Genomic DNA, 22741 nt, shown 5'->3' with positions numbered 1-22741 from the left:
GATGAACGATCAAATTACCTGTCCAAATTGTGGAACTTCTTTCCATGCAGAACAAGCATTAACCCTAGAAATAGAGGAGAAATTAAGGAGAGAACTCCAGGAGAAGAATAATGAGGTTGCTCAGAAAATAAAGGCACGTGAAGAAGCACTTTTAAAACATCAACAAGAAATAAAGGAACAGGAACTCAAGCTGGAAGAATTCAAGAAGAAAGAAAAGGAATACCAGCAGAAACGTGTTGCCGAATTGTTAGAGCAAGAAAAGAAGAAAATTGAAGCTGCCTTGAGTGCTGAGATTTCTTCTAAAAACGCTAAAGAATTGGAGTTGATCAAAGAAAAGCTCAACAAGAAGGATGAGGAATTGTTGGCGGCTCAAAAGAAAGAACTCGAACTGAAAATTCAAAAACAAGAGATAGAAGAGCAAAAGAAACGTCTGGATTTAGAGGTGCAACAAAAGATTTTAGATTCTAGAAAGAAAATAGAAGAGGAAATTGCACAGCGCAAGGATGAAGAAAATGCCTTAAAAATAAAAGAGTACCAGAAGCAAATGGAAGACCAAGCCAAGCTGATAGAAGAGATGAAGCGTAAGGCACAACAGGGGTCTATGCAGTTGCAAGGTGAGGTACAAGAACTAGAAATTGAGGAGCAATTGGCTACCACCTTTCCCTTTGATGTGATTACCGAAGTAAGTAAAGGTATCAAAGGTGCAGATTGTATTCAGGAAGTGCGCGATAACCAAGGTAAAACGGCAGGTAAAATTGTTTATGAAAGTAAACGTACAAAGAACTGGGCCAATGACTGGGTGGACAAACTAAAGTTAGACCAAAGAAATGAAGGAGCAGATGTGGCTATTTTAATTACGCAAGTGATGCCTAAAGAAATGACACAGTTTGGTTTCTATAATGGTATATGGGTATGTCAATTCCACGAATTTAAAGCCTTGGCGGCCGTAATTAGAGATGGTTTGTTGAAGACTTCTTTGGTGAAAGCCTCTCAAGAAAACCAAGGAGATAAAATGAACTTGCTCTACAACTACATGATTTCTCCAGAATTTAAACACCAGATAGAGGCAATTGTGGAAGGTTTTAGCTCTATGAAAAGTGAACTCGACAGGGAAAAACGTGCCATGCAACGTATCTGGAAAGAACGCGAAAAACAGATAGATAAAGTGGTAAACTCTACTATAGAAATGTACGGTTCAGTAAGAGGAATTGCCGGAGGTGCGGTCCAGGAAATAAAAGGACTAGAACTCTAACGCTTCGTACGTACAAATAGGATAACTCCAAGAAGTATTATAAGTATACCGATAAGAATGATCAATTGTCCATTGTATTTGGGTAAGAGGTCATTCTTTTCTTTTTTAGGAAGCTCAACAACGGGTGCCTTTACACTGTCTTTTTCTATTTGTTTCTCCTTGAGTAATTCATAGTTAAATCTCCCCGGTTGTATTTTTCCAAAGATCTTTCTGAAGCTAGGAAGGATGTAGTGTTTTTCATCCATTACACTTTTAACTTCTTTAATTTTAGAGGAAACTGACTTGTTTCTGTTGTAGTAGTACCTGCTCAAAGAATAGGCAATGTAGGCGTTGCTTTCTGTGAAATTATCAAGTAGGAAATCACCAAATTCCTCATAAGCCTCAGAGACGATCTCATTGCTTTGTCGGTTTAAATGAACTACAAAGAGTCGTAACGCTTCATCTAAATCATGAGCGATGGCAATGTTTTCTTCCTTACTTCTTTCTTCTCTTTTTAAACGAATGATTTCTGGAAACATTTTGCTGGTGTTGCTATCCCAAACACCTTGTTTTAATAACATCATGGCTCTGGCCACATCTAAACGATAGCTCAACACGCGGTTAAAATCATCTCCTTTTTCAAAAAGTATGGATTTATGAAGTGCATCATACGCCTCATTTCGTAAAAAACTCTCCTGAAATAGGTGAAGTTTTTCCGGGTTGCTTACCGTATCGTAATGCGTACGTAGAATAAAACTTAACGATAATTCGTATTGATGAAGTAAAACGAGTTGTATTCCATAAGTTAAGCTGTCTTGTCCCGTCCACTCTGATTGAGGCTTATCCTTTAAAGCTCTAATTTCGGCATCTAAATCTTCGGAGATGTGAATATTTCTCTCAAAGGGCTCAAATTTAAAATCGGGTGTTTTTTGTTCCCTCGAAATTTCAAAAGCGAGTAGTGGTAGGGTAAGAAGTAGAAATAATGATGTAGTAAATATTTTGCTCATTCTGTTTCTTAATCGTCTAATCCGCCATTTAGAAAGGCGTATTGCAGTATGTTAGCACCCATTTTAAGGGCTTCAATTCGTTTTTCTTCAGAGTCGTTGTGTACACTTTGATCTTCCCATCCATCACCTAAATCGGTTTCATAGGTGTATAAACAAGCCACTCTTCCCTCAATAATTATAGCAAAAGCTTGTGCGCGCTTTCCGTCGTGTTCGTGAATTTTAGGTAAACCATCAAAAGTGTATTTCTGCTTAAAGATGGCATGGTCATTAGGCAGCTCTACAAGTGGATTATTGGGGAAAACCTTTTGTATCTCTAAACGAATGAATTTATCCATTCCGTAGTTGTCGTCTATATGTAAGAAACCACCACCCATTAAGTAATTGCGCAGGTTTTCTGCCTCTGCTGTAGAAAACACAACGTTTCCATGCCCGGTCATGTTAACGTAGGGGTAGTTAAAAAGATCTGTCGACCCTACCTCCACATAAGGAACTTCAGTAGAGATATTGGTCCCCAATTCTGTATTACAAAATTCAATTAAATTAGGAAGTGCAGTGGGGTTGGCGTAATAATCTCCACCTCCGTTGTATTTCAAAACTGCTAATTGATAACTCGCCGTTTCGGATGCACTGGTAAGTGCAAGAAGTGCAACAATCAATAATAAGGGTTTGAGGATTTTCATGCCGTTTCTTTTCTTCTAAAATAAGGAGATAAATTAAGAATTCATATCTAACCAAAGTCGAGCAACGGTAACTGCGTAAAGTCCAGCAGTTTCTGTTCTTAACCTGTTTTCTCCTAAAGTGATGGGTGTATAGCCCTTCTCTTTGGCTAAAGCCAATTCTTGCTCAGAAAAATCGCCTTCCGGACCAATAATAATAGGACAACTCTGCGCTTTAAAGGAAGTGAAAATATTGGTTTTCGTATCTTCATAGCAATGCGCAATTAATCCATTAGGATGTGCATTTATGAAGTCTTTTGTCTTCACCAAATCTTCTAAAATAGGTAAGTGCACACGTTTCGATTGTTTCATGGCACTCACGAATATCTTTTCAAACCTATCGAGTTTAACCTTGTTGCGTTCAGCATTATCGGTTAAGAGTAAACTTACTTTTGTAACACCAATTTCCGTTGCCTTCTCCAAGAAATATTCTATTCTATCGTTATTCTTGGTTGGAGCGATAGCTATGTGTATTTCTTCGGCAGGAAGAGGGAACTCTTCAAAACGGAGTATATCTACCTCTGTAGCTTTGGGGTTATTATCTGTAATCGCTGCTACAGCCACTAATCCTTTTCCATTGAGCAACTGAATTTCATCTCCATTTTTCATGCGCAAGACACGAGAAATATGTTTGGATTCCTCAATAGGTAAGGTAAAACGCGTATTCTCTTTCGTTAATTCTGGAAGGTAAAACTGTCTCATTAGTGCAAGAGTCTGTAAATTAATTCTTTGTAAAGTTCTCCATCTGTTGCCTGTCCACGATTGATACCTTTAAATTTTAAATCAAATTCTTGAAGTATGGCAATGTTCTTGGCTGTTTTTTTCACAGGAAATATTTTGGTGGCTTGTCGTGTTTTGCGCACAATGAAAGGATTCATTTTTAAACCTGTGGCTATTTCTTGATCTGTATTGTTTTTTGAAAAATGCATGTACATGAGTTGTTTAAACAACTCAAATAAAGTACTTACTACCACTACACCCGCTGTTGCTTTAGGGTTCTGATCAAAGTATTTTACGATTTCCAAGGCCTTTTTAACCTGACGTTCTTGTACAGCGCTTTTCAATTCCCAAACATTGTAGTCTTTAGAAATACCAATGTTTTCCTCTATGTGTATGTCAGAAATTTGCGTCCCTTTTTCAAGAACGATAGAAAGTTTGTCTACCTCTTTGGTGATTTTAGACAAGTCGTTTCCGGTGGCATTGGCCAAAAGGTTGAGTGCTTTGTCTGTAATACTAAATCCTTGTTGCTTCACAAAATCTTGTATCCAAGCATTCAGGTTCCAGTCTTTGACTTTTTCACTCAAGAATACCACTCCTTTTTTGTTGGCTTCTTTTAAGAATTTCTTTCTTCCATCAACTTTCTTGTATTTGTGGGCTATTACAAAAACAGTAGTAGGAACAGGGTTTTGCAGGTAAGCATCTACCATGTCCCAATCTTTCATGTCTTGCGCCTCTTTTAACACTACCAGCTGACGTTCGGCCATCATGGGATAGGTCTTGGCTTGAGAAACCAAGGCTACCGGATCACAATCCTTACCGTAGAGTATGGTTTGGTTGAAATCTCTTTCACTTTCATCCAAAGCATTCTCTATAATGGCTTGGGTAATTAAGTCGATAAAATAAGGTTCTTCCCCATGTAAAATGTACACGGGGGCAAAGTCTTTCTGCTTAACCTTCTTTATGATTTCAACTTCACTCATTGAGCTTATTTAATGTATCTAAAGTCTTGTCCGTTTTGCAAAGTTTTCACCGCTTCTAAAATCAAACGTATGGTATTTTCTACGTCATCTTTGTGGCACATTTCAACCGTAGTGTGCATGTAGCGCAAAGGCAAAGAAATCAATGAACTTGGTACACCTTCATTGCTGTAGGCAAAAGCGTCTGTATCAGTCCCTGTTGCTCGAGATGCTGCTGCACGCTGGAAAGGAATCTTATTGTCGTTTGCAGCGCTAATGATGTGTTTTAATAAGTTGTTTTGTACGGCAGGACCGTAGGTTAAAACAGGACCTTTACCACCTGCTTGGTCTCCATGCACCTTTTTGTCTATCATAGGAGTTTGCGTATCATGACAAACATCAGTAACGATGGCAACATCTGGTTTAATCTTTTGAGCAATCATTTGAGCTCCACGTAGGCCGACTTCTTCCTGAACGGCATTTACGATGTATAAACCAAAGTCTAATTGGTGATTTTCTTCTTTCAACAAACGTGCAACTTCAGCAATCATAAATCCTCCGATTCTATTGTCTAAAGCTCTTCCCACAAATTTCTTTTCATTTAAAATTGTGAATTCATCGTCGAAAGTAACTACACAGCCAACGTGTACACCCAAAGCTTCCACTTCTTCTGCTGATTCACATCCACAATCTAGTGTAATGTTTTTCATAGAAGGCGTTTCTTCTTTTTCGTGACGAGTATGAATAGCTGGCCATCCAAAAACAGCCTTTACTATACCTTTGTCTGTATGAATATTTACGCGTTTCGAAGGGGCTATCATATGATCAGAACCACCGTTTCTTCTCAAATAGATAAATCCTTCTTTGGTGATGTAGTGCACAAACCATGAGATTTCATCGGCATGGGCTTCGATTACCACTTTGTATTTAGCCTCAGGGTTTATAACCCCAACCACTGTTCCGTAGTTATCTGTAAAGTATTCGTCTATGTATGGCTTAACGTAGTTTAACCAAAGTTTTTGTCCTTCAGCTTCAAAGCCAGTTGGTGATGTATTGTTTAAGTATTTCGTAAGAAAATCAAGTGATTTTTCTGTAATGATCTCTTTTTTTGCCATAATATTTTGCTTTCGATTCCCTGTAATTTTTGCAATAGGTAAAAATAGTTTTTTCTAGAGATTATAAGGAGTGGAGCAGGGGTAAATCTGGATTTGAAATGGAAAAAATAAGTCACTTTTACTCCATTGAAAGGGAAAACGAACAAAATCAAAGAAAAATACGCGCAAAACACAAGATTTTAAGTAGTCTAACGTTAACAGTAGTAGAACGCTTAAAACAACTTTGTATGATAATTTTCTTGGCTTTTTTAGTGATGGTGATGGTGATTTCGAGGGTGGTAAAATATGTAGAGAAACTACAAGAAGCGAAGGAGAGTCAAGCTTAAAACTGTCTAATATTCAAATCCTTATTCTTGCGTAAATAATAACGAATTATCGTTCGAGCATCTCTGTCTTCGTGCTGGCGTTCGATGGCCTCTTTCCACACTTCTATTCCTTTACTCATGTGAAAGAAAGGTAGGTATCCATAACCTATGTAAATGCCATTTTCTATCAGTACTATACTGTTTTCTCCCTTTTTTCTTCCCTTTTCTATGATGAAGAAGTTTTCATTGTCAAAGGCCATAGAGTCTATAAAGCTATTCACTCTGGCGTTGTAGGTTAAAGTGGGTTCTTTTTGTATACAAGCGCCAAAACACTGTTTGGTGTGGTAGCTAAAACAAGCGTGTTGGGTAGGGTAAATACCGAGTAGTTTTTGACATAACACATGCTTGCTAGCTATGTCTTCCAAAAACTTTTTACTATCTGCTCTCGAAGTAAAAGTTGTAATCGGTGGATCTGTATTTTTATTTAAAGTATCGACGTACAAGTTGATGTAACCCGCATTGTCTGTATACGAAAATAGGCCATGAGAAAAATTGGATCTTCTCAATGCTCGGTTGTAGATGGGTTTGTATTGTTTTATTAAGGCAGATTCATACAGTAAGGAAATCATTTCAGACCCCGTCAATTCGTATTCTATGCGCGCAATATTTTCACGCATTTCTATGGCACGTTTGGTTTTACTGTTCTTCAAATGCTGCTTGATGCGGGTAAGGATGTGTTTACTTTTCCCTATATAGATCAAACGGTTGGTGTCATCGTAGAATCTATATACCCCTGTTTTGTTAGGGATATCTTCCAAATGACTCAAATCTAAATTTGGGTGGAGTACAGTAGGATTTATCTCAGAGGTAATGAAAGTGTTGAGTTCATTGCTGTCTTTGGCGTAAAGAATTTTAAACAATTCGACTGTAGCCATGGCATCCCCTGCAGCTCTGTGTCTGCCCACCAGTTCTATGCCTAAATCATTGGTAAGTTTACCCAAACTGTAAGAATCATGTCCAGGCAATAAAATGCGAGAAGCTCTTACTGTACACATGTGTGGGTAACGAAAATCATAGCCTAAAGATTTGTATTCACCCCGTAAAACACCATAGTCAAATCCAACATTATGGGCTACAAATACACAATCTTCTAAGAATTCGATAATGTCCTTAGCTATTTCATAAAACCTGGGTGCGTTTTCTACCATTTCATCATTAATACCCGTTAATTGGGTAATGAACTTTGGAATGGGCATTTCGGGGTTAACCAAAGTGGTGTATTCATCAATGATTTTATCACCATCACATTTATAGATAGCAATTTCGGTAATCTTCGATTTTTTCGGACTACCGCCAGTTGTTTCTAGATCTGTAATGGCAAATTTCATGTGGCGCAAAATTAATGAACTCTCCTTATTTAGAAGTCTGTAATGCTGTTTTTTAAAAGGAAAGATTTGAACACGACATTTTTGAAAGGGTTTTTCTCTTCAAGTATATCTATAGACACAACTAGAATACTTACTTTTGTGCAAAATATTTTAATTATGGCAAGTGTTAAGAACCTAAAAAGAGATTTCAATTACGCAATCTTTGATATAGTAGAAGAAGGATTTAGTCAACAATTATGGGATGAGTCTAAAACTGAAAAGACGAACGAAATTATTGATGAAGCTGTAGATTTCAGAAATGAAATGATCGCTAAAATCAACGCTTCTTCAACAAAAGCTGAGTTCAAACAAATCAGAGCTGAGATTTCTGATAAAGTTGAAGCTTTAGCTACAAAGTTGATGTAAGAAATTACGGAGAGATATAAAGAGGGGAGTGTTTAGCTCCCCTTTTTTTATAGACTTAATTTAGAAAGTATACTTTCCAAGCGTTTCAATCTTTCATCCACATTGTGTTGCGTTTCTAAAATTTGAAAAGCGATCACCTTGTTTCCATCCACTAATTCTTCTTTAAAGTAAAGTTCATTTTCCTTCTCTACCAGTTTTACGTTATAATGGAATTCTTTACCTTTTTGAACAAGGCAACTTTCTTTAGGATTGAAATTCCCTGCGTTTACTTCCTTATAAATACTGCAGAGTTGGGCTGTTTCTTGCACACCCAGAACTTTTTTATTGGTGGCTAAAGGCCAAGTTAATTCTACCTTTTGCAGACTTAGTTTGTTGTTCTTCAAGATCAAATAAGGAAAAGTCTTTGGTTTTGCCGGAGATTTTATAGGCTTGTTGTCCAAAACAAGTTCCTCGGCTTGTTTAAATCCGTGAATTTCATTTACTGTTAGGTCTTCATTGATTAATCGACCCAAATCTAATTTGAAGTGATTTGCTAATTTTATTAGAGATTCAATTTTTGGTTCAGCACGCATTTCTTCATAAGCACCAATAGAAGGACGTGAAAGCCCCAGTAAATCTGCCATTGCTTGCTGGTTTAAGTTTTTAACCTTACGTATCTTTTTGATGTTTTTTCCAATCTTTGAAATCATAATCTTGAAAAATTAGCTAATAATTTTAGCAATTGTAAAAAATATTAGTATATTTACTTCGTGAATCTAAAAATATTATCATGAATATACAAAGTATTACGGTAGAAAATGGTCCTGGGCCTTAGTGTTTCTTTCAGAAAAACGCGATAACATGGATTAATTTCTATTTTTATAACACATAAACTTAAACACTATACAATGGCAAAGGACTATGAAAAGGTGAGAGCCTATTTGCAAGAATTGGATTACATGATTGTAAAAGAAGATAAAGAAGATGAAGTTTTCGTCATAGAAAGCGAAATCGACGGAATAAAGAATCTTGTAATCGGTTGTGCCGACCCAATTTTAATCATGGAACAATACATTTTCGAGATACCAAATGGAGACACGGACGTATTCAAGAAATTGTTGATCAAGAACAGAGATATTGTACATGGAGCTTTTGTTTTAGCAGAAGATGGAAAGCGAGTTTTGTTTAGAGATACCCTTCAATTAGAAAATTTAGATTTGAATGAATTAGAAGGATCAATCAACGCACTTTCCTTATTACTGAGTGAGTACTCAGATGAAATTATAGAATTTTCAAAACATTAATACACAGAAAAAATGAACATTTTTAAGAGATTATTTAATATAGGTAAAGCTGAGGCGCATTCAGCAATAGATAGTTTAGAAGACCCAATCAAAATGACAGAGCAGGGGATTAGAGACTTGAAAAAAGATTTGGAAAAAGCATTACAAGCTTTAGCAGAAGTGAAAGCACTTTCTATTAGAGCAAAGAATGATGCTGAGACGCAAGTACAAAAAGCGGAAGACTACGAAAAGAAAGCCATGTTGATTCTTCAAAAAGCGAAAGCTGGTTCTATGGATGCTGCAGAAGCAGATAGATTGGCAAGTGAAGCTTTGGTTCGTAAGGAAGAAACTATGAAGTTGGCGAATCAGTCAAAAACAGATAGAGAGAAGTTTGAAGCACACGTTTCTAAGTTAGATGGAAATGTAAAGAGTTTGAGATCTAGTATTGCAAAATACGAGAACGAGTTGAAAACCTTGAAAGCGAGAGCGAAGGTGAGTAGCGCAACGAAAAACATCAACAAACAATTGGCAAACATCGATTCTTCTTCTACAGTTTCTATGTTAGAAAGAATGAAGGAAAAGGTAGCGCAAGAAGAAGCTTTGGCTGAATCTTATGCTGATATTGCCAACGAAAGTAGATCTATCGATGAAGAATTAGACAAAGCTATCGATGAAGGAGCAAATGAAAGTAAAGCCTCTGAGTCTTTAGAAGCTTTGAAGAAAAAAATGGGAATGTAATCCTTCAAGGGAGGTGAAATATCCTCCCTTACCTTTCTACTATTACTCACTGAACCACTGGATAAATTACTAACTGTAAAACCATAAAATGCTTGAATTATTAAACATGTCGTTTAATGGAGCAAACTTCTTTGCTAGTTTCCTCCTCGTACTCGTCGTGCTCTATTGGATCACCGTTATCATGGGTGTACTCGATTTAAACTTCCTAGATGTTGATGTTGAAATAGACATGGATGCAGATGTTGAAATTGAGGTAGACGCCGAAACAGGTGTGGCTTCTTCAGGAGATTTGTCTTGGCTTATGTTCATCCTTCGTTTCCTAAATATAGGAAGAGTACCTCTCATGTTATGGTTTAGTTTCTTTACCTTAAGTCTGTGGTTTGTTCAAGTAAGCGTTAATGAGATTTTTGGTATAGAAAGCTTTCTGTTTGGATTGCTTACCCTTATACCTTGTATTATTGGTTGTGCCATCCTTGCCAAATTTCTAACTTTTCCTTTTGTAAAGATGTTCGCCTCTTTGGAGAAAGAATCTATGTCGAAAGACTTAACGGGTTCTGTAGGAAAAGTAACCTTGATAGATACTGAAGGAAAACACGGTCAGGCCAAAGTAGAAAACAACCAGAATGTACATACCATTTATATAGAAACTAAGCGTGGATCTTCGCTTATCAAAGGAGATAGCATCCTTGTTATTTCCTTCAATAAAGATCAAAACACATATTTAGTAGAACCCTATGCTAATGCCTAATATTAGCTTTAATTAAAAACTTATGTTAATTAGTATCCTAGAACAAGGGATGGTGGTTGCCATTATTGCAGCTGTTATCTTCCTGGGCATCCTCGTTATGCTCGCAAAGTGGTATAAAAAACCACAACAAGGTCAAGTACTTGTAAGAACTGGTGGAGGTGTAAGAGTCTCTAAAACCGGTATGTTTGTTATCCCTGTATTGCACAGCTTGGAGATCATGGACATCTCTGTGAAAAGTATCGTAATTGCTCGACAAGGTAAAGAAGGTTTGGTATGTAAGGATAACTTACGTGCAGATATAAAAGTAACCTTCTTCCTTAAAGTAAACGGAGATGAAGAAAAAGTAAGAGAAGTAGCGCAGTCTATAGGTTGTAAAAGAGCTTCTCACCCAGAAACGTTAATTCAATTATTCGATGCTAAATTCTCTGATGCCTTAAAAACGGTAGGTAAGAAGTTTGATTTCGTTGAATTATACGAGAAGCGTGATGAATTCAGGTTAGAGATTGCAGCAGCAATTAAGCAAGACTTAAATGGATATACCTTAGAAGATACAGCGATTGATTACCTGGAGCAAACACCGGTAACACACCTCGATGAAAAGAACATTTTGGATGCAGAAGGTATCAAGAAGATTACAGATTTAACTGCAGCGCAAAAGATCAAGGCTAACAAGATCATGCGTGAAGAACAAAAGGTAATCAAACAACAAGATGTTGAGGCACGTGAAGCAATTTTAGAATTGGAAAGACAATTAGCCGAGAAAGAAGAATCTCAGCGTAAAGAGGTGTCTACTATTCGTGCCCGTGAACAAGCTGAAATTGATAAGGTGCGTTCTGAAGAACACAAGAAATCTGAATTTGCGCGTATTGCCGCAGAAGAAGAAATTCAAGTGGCAGAAGAAAACAAGTTACGTCAGGTAATTGTTGCCGCGAAGAACAAAGAACGTACAGAAGCCATAGAAACGGAGCGTGTAGAAAAAGACAGAGCTTTAGAAGCGAACGAAAGAGAACGCGTGGTTACTTTGGCACAGATAGAAAAAGAAAAATCTATCGAAGAAGAAAAGAAAAACATCCAAGAGGTTATACGTGATAGAGTAGCCATTCAGAAAACGGTTGTTGAAGAAGAAGAAAAAATCAAAGATACCCAAGCACTTGCTGAAGCGGATAGAAACAAACGTGTGGCGGTTACGGCTGCTGAACAAGCTGCAGAGGAAAACTTAGTGCAACGTATCAAAGCTGCTGAGGCTGCAAAACAAGCTGCAGAATTCAACGCAAAACGCATGTTGATTGAAGCGGAAGCAGAACAACAGAGTGCGGCACAAAAAGCCGAGGCAATTAAGATAATGGCAGATGCCAAAGCTTCTGAATTTGCTTCTACTGGTTTGGCTGAGGCGCAAGTAATGTCGGCTAAAGCAGATGCCAGAGAAAAACAAGGGGATGCAGAAGCACACGTTACAGAAGTTCAATCTTTAGCGGAAGCAAAAGGTATAGAAGCGAAAGGATTGGCAACGGCTGAAGCTGAATTGAAAGTTGGTAAAGCTAGAGTTGAAGTGGATAGAGAGCGTGGTATGACAGAAGCGCAAGTGATGTTAGAACAAGCTACTGCCAAAGAGAAAGACGGATTGGCTGCAGTTACCGTAGAGCGTGAAAGATACACAGCAGACGCTGAAGGTATCTTGAAGAAAGCGGAAGCCATGAAAGAATTAGATACGGTTGGTAAAGAACACGAAGAATTCAAACTGAAATTGGACAAAGACAAGCAAGTTGAAATGGCGCAAATTGACGTTCAAAAAGACATTGCCATGGCACAAGCTAGCGTATTGAGTGAAGCACTTAAGAATGCTAAGATTGATATCGTTGGGGGTGACCAAAGTTTCTTTGACAAGATTACAAGTTCTATTACTACAGGGAAACGTGTGGATAGATTGATAGAGAATTCTGAAGTGTTGGAAGGAATTAAAGATAACTTCTTTCACGACTTCGAAGGAGATACGATAATGGACAAGATCCGCAACTTAATTAGCTCTTCTGGGTTAACTACTGAAGATGCGAAAAACCTTACCATTACTGCCTTGTTGACAAAAATGATGGTAGAAACAAATGGAGATACTAAGAAAAGCGCGCTTAGAGATTTAATGTCTAAGGTGCAGAACTTAGGGTTAGGAGAAAGTACCCTAGAGCACCTAGGGCTCAATCCTAACTAGTTCTAGTTTATGTGGAAAGGGGAGCAAATACGTTCCCCTTTTTTAACCCTAAATTTTCATTTGAATGAACAATGAAGAACAAACCAATCTAGACGGTGGAACCTACGAAATCATCCGCTCGCGATTAAACAAGCAAGGGGAGGAGTTGGCGCAACGACTAGAGCATTTAAATACAGATAGAAAAGCAGTTTTCGGAGCTATAGAAAATAAACTGCTTTCTGCAGATAAAATTTCTACAGACAACAATTGTATCGCCAGAGATATGGTTAGTTTGGGTGGAAACCGCATGCTTTTCGGCTTCAATGTACACATAGGTCTACGCGAGGAAGTAAAGATAGAAGACGTCTTTGCCTTTTATCATTTCGATGATGAAAAACATAACTTTAGAAGAGATACTTTGGCACTTTTAGAAGATGAAAAATTCTTCGAAGATTTTGCCAATTTATATAAATACTACAAGGAAACCACTTTTGTTCAATTTGCAGAAATCAATGGTTTTCTCTACTTCGTGTTTCAAACCGGGAAGAACATTAGCGATATCAAAACTTTTAAGTGGAAGATAACGCCAGACTGTTTGGTCTATTATGGTAACCGATCGGATAGTGAATACAAATTTCCAAACCGCTACGAGTTTAAGTGGAAGAAAGCCAAAAGAGATATGCAGCGCAAAGGTACGCACGGTCATATTTCTTTAGAGGATTTGGTCTTTGTAGAAACAACAGGAGGTGATTTAACCGTTAAGGTAGAAGATAATACAGACACGGGGAAAGGTATATATGCCGAACCTGTAGATCAAGCTGATCAAACCTTGGATGATGTAGATTTACAATACGCTGTCATCGGAAACCTTGTGGTGATGAAAATAAAACCCTATAAGGAGGAGAAATACAGGTATTTGGTCTACAACGTGAAGATACAAGAGGTAGTGCGCATAGATGCCATAGAAGATGCTTGTGTACTTCTCCCAGATGATCATGGTATCATTTTCCCGAAAGGCTATTACTTGCAAACGGGAGAATTCAAGTTGTTTGATAATCCTTTGGATGGGATGTTGTTTGAGCGTAAAATAAACTCACCAAATGGAGAAGATTTTATGTATGTGTTCTACAACCAACAAAGTGGAATTTACATTTTACTTTCTTACAATTTGATTGCGCAGAGTGTGTTAACGCCTATCATCTGTAACGGTTTCTCTCTTTTCGAAAACGGAGAACTTGTTTACTTTAGAGCAGAGGAGGAGCAACAGAAACACCACAGTGTACAAGTGTGGCAAACGCCCTTTTTAGATGTTAACGTACAGCAAAATACTGGGAATGATAGTTACTTGGCCAAGCTAGGGAACAAAACCATTGTTCGTACCATGGCCGAATGTAAGGAGCTAATCAAACTCTTGAACAAGGAAGATAGCTTTGGCGGTTTATATGTGGATATCACCAAAAAAACACAAGATATCTTAGATACGCAACATTGGTTGATGCACGAGGAAGCCCACAAGATTGGTGAACCTATCGATCAAATTCGTCAAACAGCCTCTAAGGCTATAGATGAGTTTGAGAAAGTAAGAAGCATTAAGCAACAAACGGCTCAAAGTATAGCGGAGACTTCCCATAAGGCGCAGGAGATTCTTAAAAATTCCAAATACTTTAGAGGGAAAACCATTACTTCTTATGTAGATAATTTGGCCGAATTACGCGGAATCAAAGGTCAAGTTGTAGCCTTAAAAGATTTACGTTATGCTAACTTAGCAGAGATAGAGGCTCTAGAAGCAGATATCACCCAGCAAACAGAAGAATTATCTAAGAATTGTATTTCCTTCTTAATTCGTCCAGAAGCCTTGGATGTGTATGAGGAGAAAGTAGAGGAAATCAACGGTGAAATTTCTGGTTTAACCAAAAGTTTCGACGCTAAGAACTTAGAAGATAAAATCATTTCTACGGCGAAGAAATTAGAAATGTTGATAGAGATAGTAGGTAATCTTCGCATAGAGGATGTTACTAAATCAACTCAAATCATAGATCAAATTTCAGCTGTTTATGCCAAGTTCAATACTTGTTCGGCAAGTTTAAAGAACAAGAAAAAGGAATTGCTTTTAGTAGAAGGAAAGGCAGAGTTTGCAGCGCAATTGACTTTGATTTCTCAATCTGTGGTGAATTTCTTAGACCTAAGTTCTACAGAAGAAAAAGCAGATGAATACATGAATAAACTCATGGTTCAATTAGAAGAACTAGAGAGCAAATTTGTAGATTTTGATGAATTTGTAGATCAGGTGGGGGAAAAGCGTGAGTCTATTTATGAAGCTTTTGAAAACCGTAAAATCTATCTTCAAGAACAACGAGGGAGAAGAACTACAAAACTGGAAGAAGGTGCAAAACGACTTCTTAAAACAGTAGAGAACAAACTCAAAACCTTTAAAGAAGAAGCCGAAATTCAAGCTTACTATGCCTCAGATTTGATGGTGGAGAAGGTGAGAAATACAGTAGATGATTTAATTGAACTCGGAGATACAGTAAAAGCCGATGATGTTGCGGCTCAATTAAAGTCTTTGAAGGAAAATGCCTTAAGATCATTAAAGGATAAAAAAGAACTTTTTGCCAATGGAGATGATGTAATCCAATTTGGAAATCATCAATTCTTAACGAATAAGCAGAAATTAGGTTTAACCCTTATACAAAGGGGCGAGGCCATGTTCTATCATATAACAGGTACAAATTTCTTTAAGGAGGTAGAAGATGAGGTTCTAAACGGACACAAAGCCATATGGAATTCATCCCTTATTTCTGAAAATGATAAAGTCTACAGGGGTGCATACTTGGCTTATCTCATGTTCAAAAACTTTGGAACGGCCGAATTGGTGAAATTAACAGAGGAGGAATTGCTTGAAAAAGTGAGAACCTTTATGTCGCCCCGCTACAAAGAAAACTACATCAAAGGTGTGCATGATGCTGATGCTTTGTTGTATTTGCAAGCCTTTATTAAGCAGGGTGAATTGAATCCGAACATTTTCGTGAACCAAGAGGTTAGAGCTCTGGCGCGTGTGGCTTGGATGAGTATGAAGGCTGACTTCAAAGGTGAGTTGGAAGCCCTTATTCAAGTGAATCGCTTGGTGAATGAAGTTTTGGATACACATACTTTTACGCAGGTAGAAGATGAGTTATTTGCTCTACTTTCAGACATCCTTCCTAAGAAATACTTGTCTTTAACAAAAGACGTTGCAGCTTACCTGACACAAGAATTACTCTACGATGATCACTTTGTAATTAGTTCTAAGGCTTATGAGGATTACGGTCATTTAGTGAAGAAAAGGAAGTCGTTGATATTGGATAATGTAGAGCAAGATAAACTCTTTCATTATTATCAGATGCTTCAAAACGCGCTAGAAAACCTGGGGTATAACCATGCCGCGGAGTTGAGTTCCTTGATGCTTTCTAAAAACATAGGAGAAGAAAATGTTATTCCTGTACCAACGATTGAAATAGATGGTTTAAAAGGAGATCATTCTACTATAGTTGGAGGAAAGGCTCAAGTGAATTTGGCCGATTTATTTCCACAAATTGAAAACTTTATAGCGGTTTACCAACGTGATTTTGAAAGTTTACAACACCGTAAAAAAGAGTTGGTAGATACCTATTCCAAGGAATTGCGTTTAAATGAGTTGGAGCCTAAAGTGATGAATTCTTTTGTGCGTAACCAATTGATTAACGAAGTGTATTTGCCTATCGTGGGTGATAATCTTGCCAAGCAAATTGGAGCAGTAGGGGCAAACAAGCGTACGGATTTGATGGGTATGCTTTTATTGGTTTCTCCTCCAGGATATGGTAAAACAACTTTGATGGAATACATCGCCAACAGATTAGGTTTGATTTTTATGAAGATCAACGGTCCATCTATTGGTCATGAAGTTACAAGCTTAGACCCAAAACAAGCCGATTCTACAGCTGCGGCTCAAGAGCTAAGAAAGTTGAATTTGGCCTTTGAAATGGGAGATAACGTAATGATTTATTTGGATGATATTCAACATTGTAGTCCTGTGTTTTTACAAAAGTTTATTTCTTTAGCAGATGGACAACGTAAGATAGAAGGTGTATTTGAAGGTCAGCCCAAAACCTATGATTTTAGAGGGAAAAAGGTAGCCGTAATTATGGCCGGGAACCCCTATACAGAGAGTGGAGGGAAATTCCAAATTCCAGACATGTTAGCCAACCGTGCAGATATTTACAATTTGGGAGATATCGTGGGTGGACATGGAAATGCCTTTGCATCGAGTTTCATAGAAAACAGTTTAAGTTCACATCCTTTGTTAAACCAAATCAAAAACAATGTTTACGAAGATGTAAAACAGTTTGTGAGTTTGGCAGAAGGGAAGGATAAAGAATTGGTGGAGTTTAAAGGACAATATTCTGCTCAAGTCGTGGAAGAAAATGTGAGTCTTTTCGAGAAGATGATCAAGGTAAGAGATGTGGTCATGAAAGTGAACGAACTCTACATACAATCCGCCAATCAAGATGAGGTGTATAGGAGGGAGCCCGCTTTTAAATTGCAAGGTTCTTACCGTAACATGAACAAGATCGTGGAGAAGTTGAACACACTTATGAACGAGGAAGAGTTGTTGACCTTGTTACAATCTCACTACGAAAATGAGTCGCAAACCTTAACGGCAGATGCTGAAGCGAACTTATTAAAGTTTAAGTCCACTTTTGGATGGTTAAACGAGCAAGAAGCTGAGCGTTGGGAGGAAATCGTACGAGAATTTCAAAAACGACAAAAGACCAAAGGTTACGGGGATGATTCATCGGCACAAATGATGGTACAACTGCAAGAAATTGCCGAGAACCTCAAGGCATTGGCCCCCGATAAAACAGAAGCTTTGGATGGCTTTATTTACACCCTCCACCAAGGTATGGACAGAATAGCCCAGAACTTGAGGGAGCACATGGATAAAGAGTAAATAATATCTTTTTAAAACAAACGGGCCGATTCAACATTGAATCGGCCCGTTTTATCTTTAAGTTTTAAAATTCCACTTTGAGCTTCCTGGGCATTGTATTTATACCAGCGTTAATTATATAAGTTGTTTCATTTAGCCTTTCGTAATTGGATAGATTGAAAAAAGGTAAGTCTCCATAGTCGCGTTTGAAAATTTCTATTGTGTTTTCCTCATTTTTATTTAAATCAACCTTTTTTAAGACCAAAGCATAGTTGTTGTAATACAATATATTCAATATTCCATTGTTGAAATGGCATAAAACATTTGAATAAGGAATATTAACATCACTTACAAAACGGTCAAATATGTTTATACTTTCTATTTGGCGATCTGTATTTAATTTAAGAATGATAAAGTTACTATGATCACAGATTACAAACTTCTGATTAGTATAGTCGTATTCAAAATCGAATTTTTTGTATTCTCCAATGAGAATTATGGAACCGTTTCCACATTTTATGGCTGTTAAAAGGCTGCAGAGTTCGTATGTTTTTCCTTGAGCTTTAGGAATACTTTCGATTTCATAACGCGTTCGAATTCCAGTGCTAAGGTCGTATTCAAGAATGATGGAACCAAACAGTTTTTCAGAATCTACAAGGAAAGAGGTAAATCCAAATAATAATATCTTGTCGTTGTTAAATTCAATTTCAAATTCAGCTAGATGATACTGTGATTTCAACATATCTAAAGGAAAGTCAACTTTCTCAGAGGTCGTTAAATTGTAATTTTTTAAGTTGAAATTAATTGTATTGTTTTCGGTTCTTCGCTCTAATAGGTTAAGGGCATTTTTATATACAATTGCTTTGTAAATTTTAAAATCGGCTATACCCAATGGAACAATATATTGGTCTATTTTTGTTACTAAACCTGTATAATCAAAACGGTGTATTTCAACTTGGGTATTGGATTCATTTATGATGGATGTTCCAACTATAAATAGGTTTTCATCATCATAGAGGTACTGAATTTCTGTAAAACATTGCTCATCCATGGTTTGTACGTTAAACAGACGCTTTTCCTTTATACATCGTAAAAAAGGGTCGTATACCCTTATTAAAATACTTTTTAAATGTTCAGATTGATTTAAGTCCTCTTCAATGATCACGAATTTATCTTTGAATTGAACAAACTTCAATGATGAATTCTTTGCATAGGTAATTTTTATTTGATTTATGGTTTTCCCATTTAATCTTTTTTGAATGTAGTTTATTTCACCAACAGGAATATTGAGTTTGTAGTTTTTTTCTGATTGAAGAAAAAACTCATAGTTACCGATTACCGCAATGGGTTTTTCTTCCGTTACATTTTCCAGGATAGTAATGTTTGTGCCAAGCACTTCATAGCTTTGGCCGCTAGATTCAAATGGTATAAGAAATAATATGGAAAACAGAATAAAAGAAAAATACTTCATCAAATTAAGCTAGTTAGAATAGTGAATATAGCGTATTACAGTAGTGAAATCATCTTTGAATTATTAAAAAAATAGGTTCTTCATTTAAGTAGTATAGAGAGCTTGCGGTTTTGAGAATAGGATTTACTTTAATTCTGTACCGTCAATAATTTGTGGCTTCTGGATAATTAAGGAATGTAGTGAATTCAACTTCTCAATATTTGGTAAGAAGCTTTGAGATTCGTACTTCGTTTTGCTTGTTTTTAATTGATTAACATGCTCTTTTATTTAATTTTGAGATTCAATTGTAAAATATATCTATCTCCATTTTTACTCCTATACCCAGTATTATGCGCCTTGTCAAAAGGAATTCTAGCGTAAATACTTTGGGTTAGAAATTCATGGCCTCTTATTTTTCCAAGGTTGGAAATTTTATTGTTCACTAGATCAAGAGCCGTGATTTCTATATGTCGTGGTCCCATATCTCTATGGTTTGGATCTTCGTAATTGCTGTGAACAAAATATATTTTGTTGTTTTTAAATGTTAGTAGAGGGTAATCCAATTTTGGGTAATTTCCTCCGTGAGTGACGTAATAATCATAATTGTCCGGATTAGGATAATTATAGATATCTATAGTATTCAAATAAGAAATGCTTAAATCTGTATTGAGTTCAAAAACAAATAAATCTCCGGGTAAATCTTTGCTAAAACGATAATCATTAAAATAAGCGTTGGGTCCATTTATCGTTCCTAAACGTTTATTTATTTGATAGGATGCTACAATGTAAGTCTTACCCTCTGAAGATTGGAAAATTTCACGAAAGTGTAGATCAAAGAAAGAGGTGTCCATATTTTCTGTGAAATAAGTCCATTTTTTAGACATCACATCTCGGTCATACTCATGCATAAAAGTCTTTTTGTTTAAACCAGGAATTTGTCCTTGATGATGAAAAATATCCTGTGTGGTCAAATCATAAGCATAAATGGAATATAAGTTTCTGGTTAAATCATTTGTTGGTCTGTAGAAGAAAATGAATTTCATAAGGTTTCCTTCAAATATCACTCTGTAATCAAAATGATGTATGGGGGCAAAGTTTAGACTGTTAAACGTGATTTGTTTTGAGCCTATTTTTGAGTTTAAATCGGTAGTATGTAGTTCTACATGAGAAATGTCGTTTTGACGATGAAGGTAAAATATGGGTACACGCAGTTTGTTTGAGGTAATAGCAATGTTGTTAGGGTCTAATTGCATTAGAAAATTTTCTTTGCTCTCGATATTTAAATTCAACGCTTCGAAAATTCCATCTTCCACTTTTATAAGATCAATTTTTTCATTTGAATATTGACTTTTAATGTATAGAAAGTTTAATTCCTTCCTTTGAATTACAGCTAGGGAGAAAGGACTTTTGCGGTATTTCATAAATTCATCCTCTGCAACAGTGTGTTCGAAAAGGAGTTGTGGTTCAAATGATTCAAGAGTTTCTAAATCAATTTTTTCTACCCATACACGTCTTGTATGAGTTTGAATATCTTCATCTGGAATGAAATGATAAAGTTCATTGTTTATAATCTTGTATTGATCTCTTAGAGGCTCTTTAAATTTTCGATAACCTTGATATTCGAGTCTTTTATAACAGTTTTCTACCTCCAGTTGAATATAGACACTACGTTCTATTCCACCTTTAATGTTGTATTTTTCTAGGCGCATTTGTTGATTGTGATAACTGTCCTTACTGGTATACACATAGTAATAATCACCAATTTGTCCAATAAAGTTACCCGTTCGCAAATCACCTACATCATAAAGGGCAACATTGTATTCATAAGCTAAACTGTCTTTTAATTCTTGAGCGGATAGGTTTGCCGGTAGATAAAAAAGTAAATTAAGAAATAGTAGTTTAACAATGTTTTTCATTATTTATGGGGATTGTTAGGTCTAAAATAGTCTTTTCTCAAGTGAGATTTAAAATAGGTGGATAAAAAAACACAACCCTTAAGGAGTTGAGTTTATATCTTCAATATTATTAAAGTTAAATAGGGCCGATTCATTTTTGAATCGGCCCGTTTTTAATTTTATATCAACACTTAAAACGCTACCATCAATACATTATGGTTTTTCAAATCATATATAGATAAGGCAAATTCATCCTCAGATAGCTGTGTGTACACACCAAAGTTTGTTTTACTCTTATGTTCCTTTTTGTTGAAGATGAGTTCTGTTTCAATGTTTTCAGAACTCAAATCTAGTTTAGTTAACATAAAATCTCCGTTACTTTCATAAACCAGTGAGACTTCTTCATTATTAAGGTGCGAGAATATTTCTGTATCTTTTAGTTGCGTAGAACGCGTGTTTCTAGGGACAGTTTTCATCCATTCTACTTCTCCTGCTTCATTAAATTTAGAAATGATTAAATCAGCATGAAGGTGATGGGGTTTGTAATAATCATAACTTGATTTGTCTACTGTTTCATAGTAATTGTAGTGTTCTCCTAGCGTTATCGTTGATCCGTCCTCTAGTTTCCATGTGTTTAATTGACGGTAAGAAAAGTATCTTCCTTCGTTTACTTTACCTTGTTTGAGTAAGTCAAAAGCAGTATACATTTCCTTGGCATCACCTGATATCTTTTCACTTGTATTGGTGTGAAGTACATTTTCAGTGTTGATGTCAATTGCAATAGAGAAAACTTTTCCAAATTGAAAACTTTCATAGTCATCTAAGGTATATCCATGAATCTTAAGCGTATTATCGTCAAGCCTATAATCAAAATCGCTAACACCTTCTTTTAATGCGCTGAAATCTAAATTTACACTTGTTTTTTGGTTGTCTTTTAGGTTATACCCTATGTACTTCAATTCGAGAATTTGACCGTTAGTATTTTTAACCATTTGAATAAAACTCAAAATGTCATTTTCAATTTTTACCTTTTGTATAGAAACTTTTCCTGCGACTGTATATTGGTCAAGTTTCTTTAATTCTAAATCGTTTCCAATGACCTTAATACCTATAGAATTGTTACCACCTCCTTTTTGTTCAACGGTTTTAATAAAAAGATACTCGTTTATAACTTCTGTGTGAAAATCTCTTTTCTCCCAGTCGCTGGTAAGTTTTGCTACAGGAATAACCTTTTTTTCAATCAAGTTTTCGTCGTAGAAGGTGAGAATGTAATCTTGTTTATCAGTTTTATTGTTTTCCCAGTCCAGAACCTCAACCAAATATTTTCCAAATTGTTTAAAGGTAGACCAGGCATCATAACGTTTGTAGAGGTCTGTTTTACCTGGCAGCTTTATGCTTTCAACATTTTTCCCATTTTGTTTTTTAACCAACTTATTGATAGAACCATTTTCTATGTGCTCAAAAGAATATCCATTGATAACTGCAAAATATTCTCCTTTTAAAACATCTTGTTTTTCAGATTTTTCAAAATTAGTATTTAAAACTGTCTTAGTTTGAGCGTTTAAACTACTCATTCCTAGCAAAAGGGATGACAGAGATAGCGTGATTAGTTTTTTCATTGTTTAATTTTAAGTTCCTACTAATTTAATAGTTTCTATCAAACAAAAAAGCCAACCCT

General features: G+C 36.3%; 18 protein-coding genes. 8 read left to right on the top strand and 10 right to left on the bottom strand.

From position 1 onward, the window contains the following. Position 1 precedes the first annotated feature (1 nt). The gene (locus BM327_RS04770) at positions 2 to 1252 is read left to right on the top strand and encodes a DUF2130 domain-containing protein (protein ID WP_090246968.1); all 1251 of its coding nucleotides are present in this window, start codon (positions 2 to 4) and stop codon (positions 1250 to 1252) included. Here the strand turns inward: BM327_RS04770 and BM327_RS04765 are convergent. From BM327_RS04765 to BM327_RS04745, 5 genes are read right to left on the bottom strand one after another with little or no spacing between them, the layout of a single operon-like run. Beyond that, positions 1249 to 2238, bottom strand: coding sequence for a hypothetical protein (locus tag BM327_RS04765; protein WP_090246965.1), 990 nt, complete (start codon positions 2236 to 2238; stop codon positions 1249 to 1251). The two genes, BM327_RS04770 and BM327_RS04765, sit on opposite strands and share 4 nt — an antisense overlap. 8 nt (positions 2239 to 2246) lie before the next feature. Further along, a complete protein-coding gene (locus tag BM327_RS04760) occupies positions 2247 to 2918 on the bottom strand; it encodes a DUF4159 domain-containing protein (RefSeq protein WP_090246961.1) in 672 nt (223 codons plus the stop codon). Between the two features lie 33 nt (positions 2919 to 2951). Then, on the bottom strand, positions 2952 to 3656 hold the full coding sequence (locus BM327_RS04755; RefSeq protein WP_090246956.1) for an RsmE family RNA methyltransferase: 705 nt from the start codon (positions 3654 to 3656) through the stop codon (positions 2952 to 2954). Continuing rightward, positions 3656 to 4654 carry a DNA polymerase III subunit delta gene (gene holA / locus BM327_RS04750; protein ID WP_090246953.1) on the bottom strand — a complete coding sequence of 333 codons (999 nt, stop codon included), beginning with the start codon at positions 4652 to 4654 and terminating at the stop codon, positions 3656 to 3658. The genes BM327_RS04755 and holA overlap by 1 nt, the downstream gene beginning before the upstream one ends. 5 nt (positions 4655 to 4659) lie before the next feature. Further along, positions 4660 to 5745, bottom strand: coding sequence for a M42 family metallopeptidase (locus tag BM327_RS04745; protein WP_090246950.1), 1086 nt, complete (start codon positions 5743 to 5745; stop codon positions 4660 to 4662). A gap of 98 nt (positions 5746 to 5843) precedes the next feature. Here BM327_RS04745 and BM327_RS04740 point away from each other — a divergent pair, with 98 nt between their 5' ends. Continuing rightward, on the top strand, positions 5844 to 6071 hold the full coding sequence (locus BM327_RS04740) for a hypothetical protein (protein ID WP_090246947.1): 228 nt from the start codon (positions 5844 to 5846) through the stop codon (positions 6069 to 6071). Here BM327_RS04740 and BM327_RS04735 read toward each other — a convergent pair. Continuing rightward, complete coding sequence (locus tag BM327_RS04735) at positions 6068 to 7438, bottom strand: exonuclease domain-containing protein (RefSeq protein ID WP_090246944.1); 1371 nt, start codon at positions 7436 to 7438, stop codon at positions 6068 to 6070. The genes BM327_RS04740 and BM327_RS04735 overlap by 4 nt on opposite strands. Positions 7439 to 7594: 156 nt before the next feature. On the opposite strand from BM327_RS04735, the gene BM327_RS04730 reads away from it, so the two are divergent. Further along, positions 7595 to 7843 carry a hypothetical protein gene (locus BM327_RS04730; RefSeq protein WP_090246942.1) on the top strand — a complete coding sequence of 83 codons (249 nt, stop codon included), beginning with the start codon at positions 7595 to 7597 and terminating at the stop codon, positions 7841 to 7843. A 47-nt stretch (positions 7844 to 7890) separates the two neighbouring features. Here the strand turns inward: BM327_RS04730 and BM327_RS04725 are convergent, their stop codons facing one another. Further along, the gene (locus BM327_RS04725; RefSeq protein WP_090246939.1) at positions 7891 to 8532 is read right to left on the bottom strand and encodes a helix-turn-helix domain-containing protein; all 642 of its coding nucleotides are present in this window, start codon (positions 8530 to 8532) and stop codon (positions 7891 to 7893) included. A 198-nt stretch (positions 8533 to 8730) separates the two neighbouring features. On the opposite strand from BM327_RS04725, the gene BM327_RS04720 reads away from it, so the two are divergent. The 5 genes from BM327_RS04720 to BM327_RS04700 all read left to right on the top strand — a co-directional run bounded on the left by BM327_RS04720 (position 8731) and on the right by BM327_RS04700 (position 17739). Beyond that, the gene (locus BM327_RS04720) at positions 8731 to 9126 is read left to right on the top strand and encodes a type III secretion system chaperone family protein (RefSeq protein ID WP_090246936.1); all 396 of its coding nucleotides are present in this window, start codon (positions 8731 to 8733) and stop codon (positions 9124 to 9126) included. A gap of 12 nt (positions 9127 to 9138) precedes the next feature. Continuing rightward, positions 9139 to 9843, top strand: a complete 705-nt coding sequence (locus BM327_RS04715) for a PspA/IM30 family protein (protein WP_090246933.1) — start codon at positions 9139 to 9141, stop codon at positions 9841 to 9843. Positions 9844 to 9931: 88 nt separating this feature from the next. Continuing rightward, complete coding sequence (locus BM327_RS04710; RefSeq protein WP_090246930.1) at positions 9932 to 10591, top strand: OB-fold-containig protein; 660 nt, start codon at positions 9932 to 9934, stop codon at positions 10589 to 10591. A 22-nt stretch (positions 10592 to 10613) separates the two neighbouring features. Beyond that, positions 10614 to 12794: a flotillin family protein gene (locus tag BM327_RS04705; protein WP_211664706.1), complete on the top strand. Its 2181-nt coding sequence runs from the start codon at positions 10614 to 10616 to the stop codon at positions 12792 to 12794. Positions 12795 to 12858: 64 nt separating this feature from the next. Then, a complete protein-coding gene (locus tag BM327_RS04700; RefSeq protein ID WP_090246927.1) occupies positions 12859 to 17739 on the top strand; it encodes a DNA repair ATPase in 4881 nt (1626 codons plus the stop codon). Between the two features lie 64 nt (positions 17740 to 17803). Here BM327_RS04700 and BM327_RS04695 read toward each other — a convergent pair whose 3' ends face one another. From BM327_RS04695 to BM327_RS04685, 3 genes are all read right to left on the bottom strand, one after another. Then, complete coding sequence (locus BM327_RS04695) at positions 17804 to 19114, bottom strand: hypothetical protein (RefSeq protein ID WP_090246925.1); 1311 nt, start codon at positions 19112 to 19114, stop codon at positions 17804 to 17806. 338 nt (positions 19115 to 19452) lie between these two features. Then, positions 19453 to 21084 (bottom strand): hypothetical protein, encoded by a 1632-nt coding sequence (locus BM327_RS04690; RefSeq protein ID WP_090246922.1) that lies wholly within the window; start codon positions 21082 to 21084, stop codon positions 19453 to 19455. A 170-nt stretch (positions 21085 to 21254) separates the two neighbouring features. Then, positions 21255 to 22682 carry a hypothetical protein gene (locus tag BM327_RS04685; protein WP_139230253.1) on the bottom strand — a complete coding sequence of 476 codons (1428 nt, stop codon included), beginning with the start codon at positions 22680 to 22682 and terminating at the stop codon, positions 21255 to 21257. Positions 22683 to 22741: the final 59 nt, after the last annotated feature.

Source organism: Lishizhenia tianjinensis, from assembly GCF_900116425.1.
GTDB lineage: Bacteria > Bacteroidota > Bacteroidia > Flavobacteriales_D > Crocinitomicaceae > Lishizhenia > Lishizhenia tianjinensis.
The sequence above is the reverse complement of the archived record's forward strand: the minus strand, read 5'-3'. Positions and strand labels throughout refer to the sequence as shown.

Excerpts from the sequence above, each read along its gene's own strand:
- BM327_RS04770 (WP_090246968.1), top strand. The coding sequence starts at position 2 with ATGAACGATCAAATTACCTGTCCAAATTGTGGAACTTCTTTCCATGCA.
- BM327_RS04705 (WP_211664706.1), top strand. The coding sequence starts at position 10,614 with ATGTTAATTAGTATCCTAGAACAAGGGATGGTGGTTGCCATTATTGCA.
- BM327_RS04690 (WP_090246922.1), bottom strand. The coding sequence starts at position 21,084 with ATGAAAAACATTGTTAAACTACTATTTCTTAATTTACTTTTTTATCTA.
- BM327_RS04755 (WP_090246956.1), bottom strand. The coding sequence starts at position 3,656 with ATGAGACAGTTTTACCTTCCAGAATTAACGAAAGAGAATACGCGTTTT.
- BM327_RS04685 (WP_139230253.1), bottom strand. The coding sequence starts at position 22,682 with ATGAAAAAACTAATCACGCTATCTCTGTCATCCCTTTTGCTAGGAATG.
- BM327_RS04745 (WP_090246950.1), bottom strand. The coding sequence starts at position 5,745 with ATGGCAAAAAAAGAGATCATTACAGAAAAATCACTTGATTTTCTTACG.
- BM327_RS04760 (WP_090246961.1), bottom strand. The coding sequence starts at position 2,918 with ATGAAAATCCTCAAACCCTTATTATTGATTGTTGCACTTCTTGCACTT.
- BM327_RS04720 (WP_090246936.1), top strand. The coding sequence starts at position 8,731 with ATGGCAAAGGACTATGAAAAGGTGAGAGCCTATTTGCAAGAATTGGAT.
- BM327_RS04700 (WP_090246927.1), top strand. The coding sequence starts at position 12,859 with ATGAACAATGAAGAACAAACCAATCTAGACGGTGGAACCTACGAAATC.
- BM327_RS04715 (WP_090246933.1), top strand. The coding sequence starts at position 9,139 with ATGAACATTTTTAAGAGATTATTTAATATAGGTAAAGCTGAGGCGCAT.
- BM327_RS04725 (WP_090246939.1), bottom strand. The coding sequence starts at position 8,532 with ATGATTTCAAAGATTGGAAAAAACATCAAAAAGATACGTAAGGTTAAA.
- BM327_RS04735 (WP_090246944.1), bottom strand. The coding sequence starts at position 7,438 with ATGAAATTTGCCATTACAGATCTAGAAACAACTGGCGGTAGTCCGAAA.
- BM327_RS04710 (WP_090246930.1), top strand. The coding sequence starts at position 9,932 with ATGCTTGAATTATTAAACATGTCGTTTAATGGAGCAAACTTCTTTGCT.
- BM327_RS04730 (WP_090246942.1), top strand. The coding sequence starts at position 7,595 with ATGGCAAGTGTTAAGAACCTAAAAAGAGATTTCAATTACGCAATCTTT.
- holA (WP_090246953.1), bottom strand. The coding sequence starts at position 4,654 with ATGAGTGAAGTTGAAATCATAAAGAAGGTTAAGCAGAAAGACTTTGCC.
- BM327_RS04765 (WP_090246965.1), bottom strand. The coding sequence starts at position 2,238 with ATGAGCAAAATATTTACTACATCATTATTTCTACTTCTTACCCTACCA.
- BM327_RS04740 (WP_090246947.1), top strand. The coding sequence starts at position 5,844 with ATGGAAAAAATAAGTCACTTTTACTCCATTGAAAGGGAAAACGAACAA.